Source organism: Halomonas sp. HK25, from assembly GCF_047795635.1.
Classification (GTDB): Bacteria; Pseudomonadota; Gammaproteobacteria; order Pseudomonadales; family Halomonadaceae; genus Halomonas.
In genome coordinates this window covers 1,883,281-1,898,383 of sequence record NZ_CP181044.1, presented here as the reverse complement: position 1 = coordinate 1,898,383, position 15,103 = coordinate 1,883,281, and the positions used below count along the sequence as shown (strand labels likewise).

Here is a 15,103-nt window from a genome sequence, read left to right as displayed (position 1 = left end):
TCAGGCCTCCGGAAGTGCCGCGGTGACCATGATCTCGACCTTCCATTCCGGCTTGGCCAGCTTCGCCTCGATGGCGGCACGCACCGGTGGCCGGCCCGGCACCACCCAGGCGTCCCAGGCGGCGTTCATCTGGTCGAACTCGGCCATGCTGGTGACCCAGATCTGGGCGCTTAGCAGGTGCTCCCTGGAAGTGCCGGCGGCGGCCAGCAGGCGGTCGATCTTGGCCAGCACCTGCTCGGTCTGGCCAAACATGTCGCCACTGGCGTCGTCCGGCACCTGGCCGGCCAGGTAGACGGTACCGTTGTGGACGGTGGCCTGGCTCATGCGGGTGTTGCTGTCGTGATAGGTAACGGTCATGGCGTGTCTCTCGTTGTGGGGTGCCGGTCGGCACCGATGACGGGCTGCCCTCAGGCAGCGGTGTAACCGCCCATGAAGGCGGCCAGGTTGTGACTCAGATGCTCGGTAGGGTAGCCCCCCTCCTGGACCAGCACCGTGGGCAAGTCGATGGCGGCCAGGCGCCGCCCGATCTCGGTGAAGTCGCCGGTCTCCAGGGCCATGCCCGCCAGCGGGTCGTCGCGGTGGGCATCCAGGCCCAGGGCTACCACCAGGGCATCGGGCCGGTAGACCTCGAGCCGCTCGATCAGGCGGTCCAGGCTCTCGAGGAAGGCCGCCCCGTCGCTGCCCAGTGGCAGCGGCAGGTTGACGTTGGCGCCGAGCCCCTCACCCTCGCCCCGTTCGTCGGCGCCACCCCAGAAGAAGGGATAGAAGTCAGACGGGTCGACGTGCAGCGAACCGGTCCAGACATCGCCGCGGTCATAGAAGAGGTCCTGGGTGCCGTTGCCGTGGTGCAGATCCACGTCGAGGACCGCCACCCTCGCATGACGCTCGCGAAGCACCGTGGCGGCCAGGCCCGAGTTGTTGAGGAAGCAGAAGCCGCCCGCGCGCTCCGGACCGGCATGGTGGCCCGGCGGGCGGCACAGCGCATAGGACCGGCGTTCTCCGGCCAGCACCACGTCGGCCGCTGCCTCCGCGGTGGCCGCGCTGGCCAGGATGCCGGCGAAGCTGTCGGCGGTCATCGGGCAGGCCATGTCGTGCATGTGCCAGCCCACCTGCCCCACCGGATGGCGAGGATAGTGGTGGCCGCCGCCGCAGGGATGCACGTTGGGCGCCACCACCTCGGCAGCATCGGGCAGCGCCCGCCAGCGGGCATGGATGGTCTCGAGGAAGGCCAGGTAACGGGGCGAGTGGATCCTCGCCAGGCGCTCGCGCAGCCGCGGACTGTCGGGGGCGGTAGGCGCCGTCAGCGACCGACCGATGTCGGCCAGGCCGCGAGAGAGCAGCTCGGCCCGCACCGGCCCCTCGGGAGACTCCACCGGCCGGCCACGCAGCAGGAAGGTGGACGGTGCATGGCGCTCCTGGTCGGGGTGATAGAAGAGCTTCATCGTCGGGTGTCCTTAGCGCAGCAGCGAGGGAATCCAGGTGGAGAGCGATGGGAAGATCACCAACAGCAGGATGACGATGATGAAGGCCACGTAGAACGGCAGCGAGGCGATGATCGCCCGTTCGAAAGGCACATTGGCTATCCTCGCCGCCGTCATCAACGTCATCCCCACCGGTGGCGTCACGTTGGAGATATTGAGCACCACGATCATCAGGATCGCGAAGTGCAGCGGGTCCACACCCAGCTGTATCATCGCCGGCACCAGCACCGGCGCCACCACCACCAGGGCCGGCAGCACGTCCATGATCGTGCCGATCAGGATCAACAGGAGGCAGACCAGCAGCAGTTGCAGGAAGGTCGAGTCGCTGAAGGTGGTGATCAGGCCGGCGGCGTCGCGGGCGATGCCGGAGCGGGTCACGAACCAGCCCAGCACCGCCGAGGTGGCCAGCAGGAAGAACACCACCCCGGAGAAGCGCACCGTGATGACCAGGGCATTCCAGACCTTCCGCCAGGTCAGATTGCGGTAGAAGACCACGCTGATGAAGATCGTGTAGATGGCGGCGAAGCCCGACGCCTCGGTGATGGTGGTCAACCCCGAGAGAATGCCGCCGAGGATGATCAGCGGCACGATCATCGCCGGCAGCGCCATCAGGAAGGAGAGCACCGCCACCTTGAAGGGGGTGGGCGGCTGCTTGGGGTAGCCGCGCTTGATGGCCAGGAAGAAGCTGACCCCGAGCAGCGCCAGGGCCATCAGCAGGCCGGGAATGATACCGCCGGCGAACAGGTCGATCACCGAGATATCGCGCAGCAGGGTCGCGTAGACCACCATCACCACGCTGGGGGGGATGATCGGGCCGATGATCGACGAGCAGGCGGTGATCGCCGCGGCATACTCGGCGTCATACCCCTGACGCTTCATTTCCGGAATCATGATCTTGCCGATGGCCACGGTATCGGTGATCGCCGCCCCGGTCAGGCCGGCGAAGAACACCGAGACCGAGATGTTGACGTGGGAAAGCGCGCCACGCATCCGCCCGAACACGGCATTATTGAAGGCGATCAACTTCTGGGTCAGGCCGCCCTGGTTCATCAGCTCGGCGGTGAAGATGAAATAGGGCACGGCAATCAGCAGGAAGCCGGAGACGCCGGCGAACATGCGGTCGGCGATAATGCCGAGCATGCGCTCGCCACCTATCGCAAAGCCGCCAGCCAGGCCGGAAAGGGCCATCACCACCGCGACCGGGGCGCCGATCAGCAGCAGGACGATAAAGGCGACGATCGCGGGCGTCATGGGCGGTTCTCCCCGTCGGTGGTCTCGATGAGTTCGTCGATCATCTCGCGCTCGTCGATGAAATGTTCCAGCAGGTCAAACCCCTGCACCAGGTGGAGCAGGATGATGGCACCGCTGATCGGCACCACGATGGCGGTGAACTTGCCGTGAATCCGAATCTGGTCGGAGACCATGTAGACCTGGCGGGTGCCCTGGAAATAGTCCCAGCCGTACCAGAGCAGCAGCGCACCGAACACGCCGATGACCATCATGCAGAGAGTGGCCGCCACCACGGTCAGTACGCGGGGCAGGCTTCGCACCAGCAACGTCATGGCCACGTGCTCGCCGTAGCGCAGTGAGATGGTCATGGAGAGGAAGCCGATCCAGGGCAGGAAGAGCCGCGCCAGGGAGTAGGTCCAGCTCAGGGTGCTGCCGGTGGCCAGCTTGTAGACGAAGGCAGTGAAGGAGATGCCCAGCATGGTAAGCACGCAGGCCACGCAAGCGAGAATCGCCACCTGATTGACGATATCGCTCAGGCGGCGCAGGGGCTGCAGGAAGGTCATGGCGTCACCTCAGGCAAGCGCCCGGCCGGAATCCGGCCGGGCGCAGGACGATGAAAGCCTCTGTGATCAGCGTCCGTAGGTGGCGACGTCGGAGTCGGCCACCTCGACGCGAACCCGCTCGACCTCCTCCAGGAAGGCATCCACGCGGTCGCCGTCGAGGCCGAAGTCGTCGACGATCCAGTCACGCCAGGCGGGCGTGGCGATTTCTGCCATGCGCGCGCGTTCCTCGGGAGGCATGATGTAGCATTCCTGGAAGGTCGCGCAGGACTCCTCCCAGCTGGCGGTGGCGAGTGCCCCGGACATGCCGTGACCGATGGCGATGGCCTCGCGGGCGGAGGTGACGATCGCTTCCTGCTGCGACTCGGTGAGACCCTGGAACCACTCCTCGCTGACCAGCCAGGCCGCGCTGTTGTAAACGTGGCCGGTCAGGGTGGTGTAGTCGGTCACCTCGTGGAAGTTGAAGGTGGTGTTGAGCACCGGCGCGTTGAACTGGCCGTCGGCCAGGCCCGTCTCCAGGGCGGTGATCACCTCACCCCAGGGCAGCGGGGTCGCCGAGGCTCCCAGCGCGCGCATGATGGAGACATGCCCCGGGTTCTCCTCGGTGCGGATATTGAGCCCCTCGAGATCCTCGACGGTCTCGATCAGCCGCTCGTTGTTGGTGAAGGCCACGAAGCCGCCGCCATCGTCGAAGGTGCCCAGATAACGCATGTCGGTCTGTTCGATGGTGCCGGACATGAAATCGGCGAACCACTCGCCGTCGAAGAAGGCCCAGGCCTGGCGCCAGTTATCGAAGATGAAGGGAGCCGTCATCATCTGGTAATCGGGGTAGTAGGAAGACATGGCACCGGTGGTGATGATGGTCGACTGCAGCGTGCGCCCACCCTGTACCTCTCGCGCCGTCTCCACCTCGGAACCCAGCTGGCTGTTGCCGAAGATCGACACCGTCACCTCGCCGTCGGTGCGCGTCTCCACCAGGTTCTTGAAGTGCACCAGCGCCGGATACACCTCATTGTTGCTCATGTTCTCGGGAAGGATGGTGGCGATGGCCATCTCCTCGGCCTGGGCCTGGGCGGCTGCCATGGCCAGCGGGAGTGACGCCAGGGCGAACAGCCCGGTAAGGGATCTCTTGCGCATGATGCCTGCCTCTTATCATTTGTTCGTTGCATGGCTCGGGAAACGGCGGCGCCGAAAGCACCGCCCTGCCTCAGAGCCTAGGACGAACGAGGCGAGAGTGCTTGCCCGCGGCTGCGGAGCCTTTGCCCCAGGGTGCGGCGGCAGGCTCAGCGTGTGTGGCGGTCGGTTGAGGGTGGGGTGCCGAAATGGCGTCGATAGGCCCGGGAGAAACTGCCCTGGTCACGGAAGCCGACCAGGGAGGCCACATGGCCCAGGCTCAGATCGCTGTGGCAGACCAGGGTCCGGGCGTGGCGTAGCCGGCGCTCCTGCACGTAGGCCTGGGGCGTGATGCCGGCCATCTCACGAAAGCGGCTGTGGAAGTGGCCCACGCTCAGCGCACAGAGTGCGGCCAGCTGCTCGACGCGAATCTCGTCAGACAGGTGGCGATCCACCCAGGCCTCCAGACGGGTCAGGTCGAGACGCTCGCAGGGGCGCCGGGCCAGGGGAAAGCCGCCATCCCCGGCCAGCGGCTCGCTCTCCAGATGGAGATGGATGGCGCGCAGCAGCAGAGCGGCGATCTCGCTGTGCAGGGCCGGGCACTGCTCGAGCTGCTGCATCAGGCTATCCGCCAGCTGATGGAGCTGCGGCGGAACACTGAAGAACCGCGGCCGCTCGAAGAGGCGATCAATGCGGTCGGCGTCGCGCAGCGCGGCCAGGCTGCCGCGGGGAATATCGAGGACCAGGGTGCGGTTGCGGCCATCGCCCAGGTACTCGTGGCGGCTGGAGGTGGGGATGAGGCATCCCCGGCTGGCGGTGATCCTCTCGCACTCCCCATCCATGGCCAGCTCGGTGACCCCGCAGGTGCCCAGGATCAGCTGGTGGAAGTCATGGGAATGATCCACATGTTCGCGGTCGAGGGTGGTGGCTCTCAGGTCGAGATGGGGCATGGGCTTAGTGTCGTTGGCGTGGCCATGAGCCCTTACCATGGGCCCATGCCCTCTCGAAGACAAGATGCCCGCACCTCAGTAACCCAGCAGATTCGGCAGCCAGGTCGCCACCGGCGGCACGGCGATCAGGATCAGGATGGTGAGGATGATGGGGATCAGGAACGGCAGCACCGCCGACACCACCTGGCCGTAGCGCAGCCGGGTGATGCCCACCATCAGGAACAGCACGTTGCCGAAGGGCGGCGTGATCACCCCCACCGACAGGGTGATCACCATGACGATGCCGAAGTGGATGGGGTCCAGCCCGGCCGCCATGGCCGCCGGCACCACGATGGGCGTGAAGATCAGGATGCTCTCCACCACCGACATGAAGCAGCCGATCAGCAGGAAGAAGAGTGCAAAGGCCAGCAGCAGGAAGACGGTGGGCATGTCGATGCTGGCCACCTGACCGGCCAGGGCCTGGGGTATGCCGATGCGTACCAGGATCCAGCCGTAGAAGCTCGACACCGCGATGATCAGCAGGATCGCCACGCTGAACATCAGGGTGCGGCGAAAGGAGAGGTAGAGGGCCTTGAGGGTCAGGTCGCGGTAGACCACTGCGCCCAGGATCACCGCATAGAAGGAGGCCACGGCGCCGGCCTCGGTGGGCGTAAAGAAGCCGCCCCAGATGCCACCGACGATGATCAGCGGCATCATCAGCGGCAGGATGGCGCGCCGCCCGGTGCGCAACACCTCACCGACATCGAAGGGGGTCGGCTCGGGCATCACCACTCGACGACTGGCGCCGAGGAGCACGGTCATGCCCATCAGCAACAGCGCCATCAGCAACCCCGGCAAGAGCCCGGCCATGAACAGCGCCCCGATGCTGACGTTGGCCAGCCAGCCATAGACCACCAGGGCGATGGAAGGCGGCAGGATCGGGCCGATCACGCTCGACGCCGCGGTCACCCCGGTGGAGTACCCAAGGTCATAGCCACGCTCCTTCATGGCCTTGATCTCCAGGGAGCCGAGCCCCGCTGCGTCAGCCACGGCGGTGCCCGACATGGTGGCGAAGATGGAACTGGCCACCACATTGGCATGGCCCAGCCCGCCCCGGGTGAAGCCCACCAGGGCCGTCGCGAAGTCGAAGATCCGAGTGGTGGTGGAGCCGGTATTCATGATGTTGGCGGCGAGGATGAACAGCGGGATTGCCAGCAGGGTGAAGTTGTTGAGGGTCTGCACCATGCGCAGCGACATCAACTCCACCGGCAGGCCGCCGCTACCGGTCACCGCCAGGGCGATGAAGGAGGTGATGCCGATCGCCACCGCCACCGGCAGCCCGATGATCATCAACGCCAGCAGACCGCCCACGAAGATTGCCAGTTCCAGCATCAGCGGGGCTCCTCATCGTTGCGGCTGCCTCCCGGCAACCAGGTCACGCGACCACGCAGCGTCTGCCAGGCAGCGATCAATGTCATCCCGGCAAAGCCGATGAAGATGCCGTAGTAGAGGTAGCTGAAGCTGATCCCCAGCGACACCGTGCGGTTGTTGGCGCTCATCTCGGACATGATCCAGGCGCCCCAGGCCGCCAGCGCAAAGAAGCCGCAGGAGAGCAGCGCATTGAAGCGATATTGGAGGTCCAGCGCCAGCCGTGACAGGCGATGACTGAACAGATCCACCAGCAGGTGCTCACCGCGCACCAGGGCGGAGAGCGAACCGATGCCGACGGCATAGATGGCCAGCAGGGAGGCCACCTCCTCGGTCCAGGGCATTCCGATCCCGATGAAGTCACGGGCAATCACGGCGGCCACGATGAGCAGCAGGATGCCCGCCAGCAGCAGGACGCCCACCGCATCACAGAACAGGGTCAGGCCGCGCAGCAGCCAGTAGGCCAAGCGGTCCACGGGCGCCTGCGGACTCCCGATTTCTTGTACCACGAAAGACTCCTCGACGATTCCCGAGGACAACACGGCGGCGCCCCAGGGGGCGCCGCCGGTATCGTCACATCAGCTGTCAGTACACACTCAGTCGTCGCTGCCCAGCGCATCATCCATCACGCCGTCGGCCATCTCGGCCATGATGCGTTCGATGGCCGGCATGGCCGCCTGGCGAAACGGCTCGATATCCGGCTCGATGATCGACATGCCGTTGGCTTCGAGTTGCTCGAGGTAGTACTCGTCGAGCTCGCGCTCCACCTCGGTACCGTGCTGGCGGGCCACCTCGATGGCCTCGGCGATCAGCGCCTGGTCATCGGCCTCGAGGCCATCCCACCAGCGCTTGCTGGCGACCCAGTTCCACGGGAACATCACGTGGCTGGTGAGGATGATGTGATCCTGGACCTCCCAGAGGCGACGGGTGTAGGGCGAGGAGAGCGAGTTCTCGTGGCCGTCGACCTGGCCGGTCTGCATCGCCAGGTAGATCTCCGGCGCCGGTACGTTCACCACCGTGGCCCCGATCTCCTCCCACACCTCAAGCCAGACGGGCAGGGACGGCAGGCGCATGCGGAAGCCCTCCAGGTCATCCGGCGAGTGGATGGCCTTGTTGGCGGTCATGTGGCGGGGGCCACGGTGCTGCGTCCCGAAGTACTTGATCCCCCCCTTCTCCTCGGCGATCTCGACCAGCGTCTGGCCGGAGGGACTTTCCATGTAGGCGTCCACCTCGTCCCAGGTGGCGAAGACAAAGGGCACCGTGATGGCGTCATACTCGGGCGCGTACTGCTGGCGCCAGTTGCCGCCGGTGATGGAGAGCTGGGTCTGGCCCAGGTTGAGCAGTTCGAGCACGGCGTTCTCGCCCCCCAGCGAGCCGGCCAGGAAGGGGCGCACGTTGAAGCGGCCCGGCGCCTGCTCCTCGAGGTACTCGGCGAAGCGTTCGACGGCAGCGCTTTCCGAGCCCCCATCGCTCATGGTGTTGTTGACCTGGATTTCGATGCTGCTGGCCAGGGCGAAGGGGGCAGCCGCGGCCAAGCCCAGGCTGGCGAAGGTGGCAAGTAGCGTCTTGCGCATGTGACGTTCTCCCGGAGGAATTATCGTTATAGGGCGCCACCGCGCGACCGGCGGCTCCGCAAGCCTGATCCTGGGGCAAGCCCCGACATTGCTCAAATCGAGGTTGGAGAAGGCAGGCTTCGTCAGTGACGATGCCAAACGATAACGCGATGTGACGCGGGGTGTCGGCCGGGAACGCAGCCGATGCGACCAAAGAAGGATATGCCCCCTCGCCGCGCGGGTCTCACATTCGGAGCACCCCCACCGTCACCCGTCTAACGTCAAGAGGTTTCACCATGCACGAAACCAACCCAGTGGCCTTCATCACCGGCGCCACCTCGGGCATCGGCGAGGCCTGTGCCCATCGCTTCGCCGAGGCCGGCTGGTCGCTGATACTGACCGGGCGCCGCCGCGAGCGGCTCGAGGACCTGCAGCAGGCCCTCGGCGAGCGAGTACCGGTGCATGTCGCCGCGCTCGATGTCAGCGACCATGACGCGGTGGCCCGCACCCTCGACGCACTGCCAGCGCCCTTCACCACCGTGCGACTGCTGATCAACAGCGCTGGCCTGGCCCTCGGCAAGGGGCCGGCCCAGGCATCCGACCTCGCCGACTGGCACCGCATGATCGACACCAACATCAAGGGCCTGGTCAACGTGACCCGCCTGCTGCTACCGCGGCTGATCGAGACCGGCCCCGGCGCCACGGTGATCAACATCGGCTCCATCGCCGGCCACACCCCCTACCCCGGCGGCCACGTCTACGGGGCCACCAAGGCCTTCGTCGAACAGTTCAGTTATAACCTGCGCTGCGATGTCAGCGCCGAAGGGGTGCGCGTCACCGACCTGGCCCCGGGCATGACCGAGAGCGAATTTACCCTGGTGCGCATGAAGGGCGATGACTCGCTGGTCGGCGACTACTATCGCGGCACCCGGGCCCTGCAGCCACGGGACGTGGCCGAGCAGGCCCTGCACATCGCCGAGCTGCCGCCCCACGTCAACATCACCCGGCTCGAGGTCGCCCCGCTCTGCCAGCAGTGGTCACCCTTCACGATACTTCGCGACGGCGACGCGTGAGCGGGCTGCGCTACCTGACCGGCCAGCCCGGCGAGCCCTCGGTGCGCGTCGGCGTCAGCATCGGTGACTCCCTCTCTGCGCTATACACGGTAATCGGCACCCTGCTGGCACTGCAGGAGCGAAACCGCAGCGGCCTGGGCCAGCATACCGAGGAGGTGCTCGACGAGTTGGGCATCGACGCGGACACCCGCGCCAATCTGCGCGATGCCGGCATCATCTGTTCCCCGACCGATCCAGGACCCCATCATGACCCAGCTGCAGATCAACGAGGTGGCGCCCCGCGACGGCTTCCAGAGCGAGGCGACCTTCGTGCCCACCGGCGTCGACCTCGACGCCCTGCTGGCGGCCTCGGCCCTGCTGCCGGAGTTGGTAGGCCATGACACGCCGGGGCAGGTGGTGAAGGCGGGAAAGGCCGACCGGCGCTATTCGATGCCGGCCGCGGATCAACCGCAACGCTGAGTCGGGTCGGCAATCCTGATAGGGTAAGTGGCAACAGGAACTTTAGACTGGAGCCCGTGATGCCCCGCTTCCCCGACCACCTGACCGACGACGGCCCCGATAACCCCTTCCCCGGCGTGCGCGTGCTGGAGCGCCGCCTGGGTCGCGAGATCCCCCACCAGCTGGGCTCCAACGAGGGGCTCGACATGCCCCATCGCGCCCTGCGCGAGCACTTCGGCGACGCCATGGCCGCCCACGTCTACAGCTACGGCGACAGCGAGGCGCTGGGCATTCGCCGGCGCCTGACCGAGCAGAAGGGCATACTCCTGGAGGCGATGCTGGTGGACGCCGGCGCCGACAGCCTGATCGCGCTCACGCTGCGCGCCGTCACCACCCGTGATGACGTGGTGGTCGGCACCACCGGCACCTACCCCACCTTCGGCTACTTTGCCCGCGGCCAGGGCTGCCACCTGGTGGAGGTGCCCTACGACGAGGGTCCCGGGCGCCTGGCGCCGGATCTCGATGCCCTGGCCCAAGCGGCCCGGGAACACCGGGCGCGCCTGGTCTATCTGGCCAACCCCGACAATCCCGGCGGCCACCTTCACCGGGATGCCGACGTGCTGGCCCTGCGCGAGGCACTGCCCGACGACTGCTGGCTGCTGTTGGACGAGGCCTACCATGACTTCCGCGAGGATGCCGACGGCGAGTTCGGTCGCCGGGTGCTGCCCGGAGTGATCCGCCTGCGCACCCTCTCCAAGGCCCATGGCCTGGCCGGACTGCGGGTCGGCTACGCCATCGCCGACCCGGAGACCCTGGCGGTCATGATGAAGGTGAGGATCCACTATGCGGTGTCGACGCTGACCCAGGCCGCCGCCGAGGTGGTGCTTGACCACCCCGACGAGGTCGACGCCCACGTGGCCGCGGTGCGCGAGCGCCGCGAGCGGCTGGCGGACCACTTGCGCGGGCTGGGCGCCGACGTGCTGCCCAGCGCCACCAACTTCGTGGGCCTGCGCCTGGCCAGCGCGGAGCAGGCCGGGCGAGTGCACCAGTCCCTGCTCGATGAGGGCAAGCTGATCGCCCGCCCCGCCGATCCAGCGCTGGGCCATGTGCTGCGCATCACCGCCGTGGAGGACGCCCTGGTCCCCGGGCGCCTGGCGACCCTGGAGCAGGCCCTCGCTTCCCGCTGAGGCTTGAATGACCGCACCGCCCGAGGGCGGTGCGGTGCATGACAGGACGCGCGCGACGTCCGGGTCAGCAGCGGCCCTTCTTGGCCTGCCCCGGCGGGCAGAAACCTCCTCTGCGGGCAGGCGGACCGCCCCGGTCGTCATCGATGACGATCAGCGGTTCGGACTGGATGCGGGCGGGCGTGTAGCTGCAGCCGGCCATGACCAGGCTGGCAGCCACCAGAGTGAGGGGAAACCACAGGCGCCGTGACATAAGACCTCCTTGTTGTCGTCAGGGAACATCATCGGCGCCCATTCTAGCCGAGGGTGTCGAACCCTCCCATGTGGCAAGTCGGCGACACATCTGTCTCCATATGAAGACAGTAGCCAGCTCGGCGACAACCGGCGATAGTGATCTGAATAGCCATTAGTCTGCAAACGGGATGCCCATGGACAGCGTTCGGCGCCACGCCCTTCTTATCATCGTGCTCGGAGGCCTGGTGGTCACCCTGGCCATGGGCCTGCGCCACGGCTTCGGCCTGTTCCTCGAGCCCATGAGCTCCGAGCTGGGCTGGGGCCGTGGCGTCTTCGCCTTCGCCCTGGCGATACAGAACCTGCTGTGGGGTCTTTCACAGCCCTTCGCCGGGGCACTGGCCGACCGCTTCGGCGCCGCCCGGGTGGTGGTCGTCGGCGGCGCCCTCTATGCGCTGGGCCTGCTGTTCATGGGCCTCTCGGAGTCGGCGCTGGGCATGACGCTCTCCGCCGGCGTGTTGATCGGCCTAGGCCTCTCCGGCACCACCTTCTCGGTAATCCTCGGCGCCGTGGGCCGCGCCGTGGCACCGGAGAAGCGCAGCATGGCCATGGGCATCGTCAGCGCCGCCGGCTCCTTCGGCCAGTTCGCCATGCTGCCCGGCACTCTCGGCCTGCTGGGGTGGCTGGGCTGGTCGGCGGCGCTGCTGGCGATGGGCGCCATCGCCGCGCTGATGCTGCCCCTGGGCGCCATGCTGCGCGATCGCCCCTCGGCCAAGGCCGCCAGCGACATCAGCCTGGGCGCCGCGCTCAACGAGGCCGCCAACCATCGCGGCTTCTGGCTGCTCTGCCTGGGCTTCTTCGTGTGCGGTTTCCAGGTGGTGTTCATCGGCGTCCACCTGCCCGGCTACCTGTTCGACAGCGGTATCGCCGTGCAGGTGGGCAGCACCGTGCTGGCCCTGGTCGGGCTGTTCAATATCTTCGGCACCTACGCCGCCGGCTGGCTGGGGGGCCGCTACTCCAAGCCACGCCTGCTCACCTGGCTCTACCTGATCCGAGGCGTGGTGATCACCCTCTTCCTGATCACTCCCCTGAGTCCGGCAAGCGCCTACCTGTTCGGCATCGCCATGGGCCTGCTGTGGCTCTCGACGGTGCCGCTGACCAACGGTATCGTCGCCTCGGTGTTCGGCGTCCAGCACCTGTCGATGCTCGGCGGCATCGTCTTCCTCTTCCACCAGCTCGGCTCCTTCATGGGCGTCTGGCTGGGGGGCTTCCTCTACGACCTGCAGGGCGACTATGTTGTGGTATGGAACATCGCCATCCTGCTCTCGGTGGCGGCCGCCGCCCTGCACTGGTTCATCAGCGAGGCGCCGGTCCACCGCCCCGCCCCCACGGAGGCCAAGGCATGAGCCGCTCACGCCTGCTGCCGATCGCCGCCGCCACCCTTACCGCCGTCGCCCTGGCGCTGGTCTGGTGGGGCTGGCAGAGCCTGGACGCCGCCCAGCTGCTGTTGGGCAGCCGGCTGTGTTGAACTAAACCGCTGACCGCCAGCGCTAGCCAACGCCGCCGACCTGTCACCCTGAGGGAGACAACGCCAGCCGGGGTGCATATACTGCACTGCAGCATTCACGGATGAGCAGGAGCAGGTATGGCGATGCGCACCCCCGAACGGATCGAGCCGGCACATGACCGAGGGAACGCCCGATGATCGGTATCTCGGCGATCGTCGTTGCGTTGCTGCTGTTGATGGTTCTGGCCTACCGCGGTCTCAGCCTGTTGCTTCTTGCCCCGGCGCTCGCCGCACTGGTGGCACTGATCTCGGTCGACACGCCACTGCTGGCCAGCTATACGCAGGTCTTCATGGGGGCCGCCGGCGATTTCATCGTTCGCTACTTCCCGCTGTTCCTGCTGGGAGCGGTATTCGGCAAGCTGATGGAAGATTCGGGCAGCGCCGAGGTGCTGGCCAGCGCCATCGTCCAGCGCCTGGGCGACGCCCGCGCGATACTGGCGGTGGTGCTCTCCTGTGCGGTGATGACCTATGGCGGCGTCTCGCTGTTCGTGGTGGCCTTCGCGGTCTATCCCATCGCCGCCGCGCTGTTTCGCCAGGCCAGCCTGCCCAAGCGGCTGATCCCCTGCACCATCGCACTCGGTGCCTTCACCTTCACCATGACCGCACTGCCGGGCACGCCGGCCATCCAGAATGCCATCCCCATGCCCTACTTTGGCACCTCGCCCTTTGCCGCCCCGGGGCTCGGCATCCTCACCGGGCTGGTCATGCTGGGGCTGGGGCAGGCCTGGCTGAGCCACCGGGCGCGCCAGGCGCGCCTGGCCGGGGAAGGCTATGGCAACCACCCGAATGAGGCAGCGCCGGCCACGCATCTGCGGGAACGCTCGGCGGGCGAGGGCTTCGACCTGGCCGAGGTCACGGCCCGGGAACAGCCCCGCGACCTGCCCCCCTTGCCGCTGGCGCTGCTGCCCATCGTGCTGGTCATCGCCCTGAACCTGCTGTTCACCGCGGTGGTGATTCCGGCCATGGACACCGACTATCTCGCCGAGCCGACCTATGGTGCGACCAGCATCGACTCGGTGCGCGGCGTCTGGTCGGTGATCGCCGCCCTGGTGCTGGCCATCGGGGTGATAATTCTCACCAACCTCAAGCGCCTCGAGGCCCTTACCACCACCCTCGACAGCGGCGCCAATGCCTCGCTGCTGCCGATCTTCAATACCGCCAGCCTGGTCGGCTTCGGTTCGGTGATTGCATCGCTCGCGGCCTTCGAGGCGATCAGCCTCTGGGTGACCACGGTGGGCGGCGACAACCCGCTGATCTCGCTGGCCATTGCCGTCAATCTGCTGGCGGGCATGACCGGCTCGGCCTCCGGCGGCATGAGCATCGCCTTGGCAACGCTGGGCGACACCTACCTGGCCATGGGCCAGGCCGCCGGCATCGCCCCCGAGCTGATGCACCGGGTCACGGCCGTCGCCACCGGCGGGCTGGATGCCCTGCCGCACAACGGCGCGGTGATCACGCTGCTCTCGATCTGCGGCCTGACACACCGCCAGGCCTATCTGGATATCGCGGTGGTGGCCGTGGTGGTCCCGATCCTCTCGCTGGTACTGCTGATCACCCTGGGCACCCTGGCGGGATCGTTCTGAGGCCGGAGGATCCGGTAGTCACCGGCTGCTGACGAGGCCGCCGGGGCCTGGGTCCTGTCCCGATGCGGATGCCGACCTGGCAATCGGGCGCCCCATGGTAAGCGCCTCGATCAACGCACCCGGCAACTCGCGATAGGCAGCGTCCGCCTCAACGCCCAGGCCGTCGAGCACCTTGGTGAAGAAGGCCCGTCCCGCCACCACCGTCACGATGTCGAAGATCTCGTCGTCGGCCAATCCCCCCTCCCTCAGGCGCGCGACGTCATCGGCCGTGACCCGGCTGGCATCGCGTGACACCTTGCGCGCGAAGACCAGCAGCTCACGTTCCGCGGCGTCGAGGCCGCAAGGCTCGCGACCCCCGGCGATCGCCGCCACGATCTCGTCGTCGAGCCACTGGCCCAGCGCCTTGCCGTGAGCCAGGGCGCAGTAGCTGTTGCCCAGGGCGCTGGCGGCGGCCAGGGTCACCAGCTCGAAGCGCCGCGGCGCCACGTGGCGGCGGATGCTGGCCAGCAGCGCCGCCCAGCTCGCCATCACTTCGGGGCGATGGCTGAACGCCCGGGCATAGTTGGGCAGGTAGCCGAAGTGCGCCTCCTGGCGCCGGTACATCTCGCGGACCTCGCCGTCGGCCTGCTCCGGCGGGATGGTATGGATGAAGGTCATGGCTCGCGCTCCTGCGTGTCTGTGGGAAGGGGATGGGCCGGCCCGAGGGACCCCTCGCGGCCGGCGTGGGGAAAGG

Annotated in this window: 17 protein-coding genes and 1 pseudogene; 7 read left to right on the top strand and 11 right to left on the bottom strand. The window is 67.2% G+C overall.

Annotated features, from left to right (window positions below; translation table 11 throughout):
* The 9 genes from ACM26W_RS09085 to ACM26W_RS09045 all read right to left on the bottom strand — a co-directional run bounded on the left by ACM26W_RS09085 (position 1) and on the right by ACM26W_RS09045 (position 8,315).
* On the bottom strand, positions 1-357 hold the full coding sequence (locus ACM26W_RS09085; RefSeq protein WP_416140509.1) for a RidA family protein: 357 nt from the start codon (positions 355-357) through the stop codon (positions 1-3).
* A 50-nt stretch (positions 358-407) separates the two neighbouring features.
* Positions 408-1,442 (bottom strand): histone deacetylase family protein, encoded by a 1,035-nt coding sequence (locus tag ACM26W_RS09080; RefSeq protein WP_416140508.1) that lies wholly within the window; start codon positions 1,440-1,442, stop codon positions 408-410.
* A gap of 12 nt (positions 1,443-1,454) precedes the next feature.
* The gene (locus tag ACM26W_RS09075; RefSeq protein ID WP_416140507.1) at positions 1,455-2,732 is read right to left on the bottom strand and encodes a TRAP transporter large permease; all 1,278 of its coding nucleotides are present in this window, start codon (positions 2,730-2,732) and stop codon (positions 1,455-1,457) included.
* Positions 2,729-3,274 (bottom strand): TRAP transporter small permease, encoded by a 546-nt coding sequence (locus ACM26W_RS09070; protein WP_416140506.1) that lies wholly within the window; start codon positions 3,272-3,274, stop codon positions 2,729-2,731. Before ACM26W_RS09070 ends, ACM26W_RS09075 begins: the two co-directional genes overlap by 4 nt.
* Positions 3,275-3,340: 66 nt before the next feature.
* Positions 3,341-4,408 (bottom strand): TRAP transporter substrate-binding protein DctP, encoded by a 1,068-nt coding sequence (gene dctP, locus ACM26W_RS09065; RefSeq protein ID WP_416140505.1) that lies wholly within the window; start codon positions 4,406-4,408, stop codon positions 3,341-3,343.
* 146 nt (positions 4,409-4,554) lie between these two features.
* Positions 4,555-5,334, bottom strand: coding sequence for an AraC family transcriptional regulator (locus ACM26W_RS09060; protein ID WP_416140504.1), 780 nt, complete (start codon positions 5,332-5,334; stop codon positions 4,555-4,557).
* A gap of 75 nt (positions 5,335-5,409) precedes the next feature.
* Entirely contained in the window at positions 5,410-6,705 is a 1,296-nt protein-coding gene (locus ACM26W_RS09055) for a TRAP transporter large permease (protein WP_416140503.1), read from the bottom strand.
* Entirely contained in the window at positions 6,705-7,250 is a 546-nt protein-coding gene (locus ACM26W_RS09050; protein ID WP_416140502.1) for a TRAP transporter small permease, read from the bottom strand. Before ACM26W_RS09050 ends, ACM26W_RS09055 begins: the two co-directional genes overlap by 1 nt.
* A gap of 87 nt (positions 7,251-7,337) precedes the next feature.
* Complete coding sequence (locus ACM26W_RS09045) at positions 7,338-8,315, bottom strand: TRAP transporter substrate-binding protein (RefSeq protein ID WP_416140501.1); 978 nt, start codon at positions 8,313-8,315, stop codon at positions 7,338-7,340.
* A 275-nt stretch (positions 8,316-8,590) separates the two neighbouring features.
* Between ACM26W_RS09045 and ACM26W_RS09040 the strand changes: the two genes are divergently transcribed.
* The 4 genes and pseudogenes from ACM26W_RS09040 (at position 8,591) to ACM26W_RS09025 (ending at position 10,992) form a co-directional block, all read left to right on the top strand.
* Entirely contained in the window at positions 8,591-9,367 is a 777-nt protein-coding gene (locus ACM26W_RS09040; protein WP_416140500.1) for an SDR family NAD(P)-dependent oxidoreductase, read from the top strand.
* A pseudogene (locus tag ACM26W_RS09035) lies at positions 9,364-9,534 on the top strand (CoA transferase); the annotation flags it as partial. The gene ACM26W_RS09040 and the pseudogene ACM26W_RS09035, both read left to right, overlap by 4 nt.
* Before the next feature lie 79 nt (positions 9,535-9,613).
* Positions 9,614-9,826: a hypothetical protein gene (locus ACM26W_RS09030; protein WP_416140943.1), complete on the top strand. Its 213-nt coding sequence runs from the start codon at positions 9,614-9,616 to the stop codon at positions 9,824-9,826.
* A 59-nt stretch (positions 9,827-9,885) separates the two neighbouring features.
* Positions 9,886-10,992, top strand: coding sequence for a pyridoxal phosphate-dependent aminotransferase (locus ACM26W_RS09025; RefSeq protein ID WP_416140499.1), 1,107 nt, complete (start codon positions 9,886-9,888; stop codon positions 10,990-10,992).
* Positions 10,993-11,056: 64 nt separating this feature from the next.
* Here ACM26W_RS09025 and ACM26W_RS09020 read toward each other — a convergent pair whose 3' ends face one another.
* Positions 11,057-11,242 (bottom strand): hypothetical protein, encoded by a 186-nt coding sequence (locus ACM26W_RS09020; protein ID WP_416140498.1) that lies wholly within the window; start codon positions 11,240-11,242, stop codon positions 11,057-11,059.
* Positions 11,243-11,417: 175 nt separating this feature from the next.
* On the opposite strand from ACM26W_RS09020, the gene ACM26W_RS09015 reads away from it, so the two are divergent.
* From ACM26W_RS09015 to ACM26W_RS09005, 3 genes are all read left to right on the top strand, one after another.
* Positions 11,418-12,626, top strand: a complete 1,209-nt coding sequence (locus ACM26W_RS09015; RefSeq protein ID WP_416140497.1) for an MFS transporter — start codon at positions 11,418-11,420, stop codon at positions 12,624-12,626.
* Positions 12,623-12,748 carry a hypothetical protein gene (locus tag ACM26W_RS09010; protein ID WP_416140496.1) on the top strand — a complete coding sequence of 42 codons (126 nt, stop codon included), beginning with the start codon at positions 12,623-12,625 and terminating at the stop codon, positions 12,746-12,748. Before ACM26W_RS09015 ends, ACM26W_RS09010 begins: the two co-directional genes overlap by 4 nt.
* A 173-nt stretch (positions 12,749-12,921) precedes the next feature.
* Positions 12,922-14,370: a GntP family permease gene (locus tag ACM26W_RS09005; protein ID WP_416140495.1), complete on the top strand. Its 1,449-nt coding sequence runs from the start codon at positions 12,922-12,924 to the stop codon at positions 14,368-14,370.
* Between the two features lie 18 nt (positions 14,371-14,388).
* Here the strand turns inward: ACM26W_RS09005 and ACM26W_RS09000 are convergent, their stop codons facing one another.
* Positions 14,389-15,027, bottom strand: coding sequence for a carboxymuconolactone decarboxylase family protein (locus ACM26W_RS09000; RefSeq protein ID WP_416140494.1), 639 nt, complete (start codon positions 15,025-15,027; stop codon positions 14,389-14,391).
* Between the last annotated feature and the right edge of the window lie 76 nt (positions 15,028-15,103).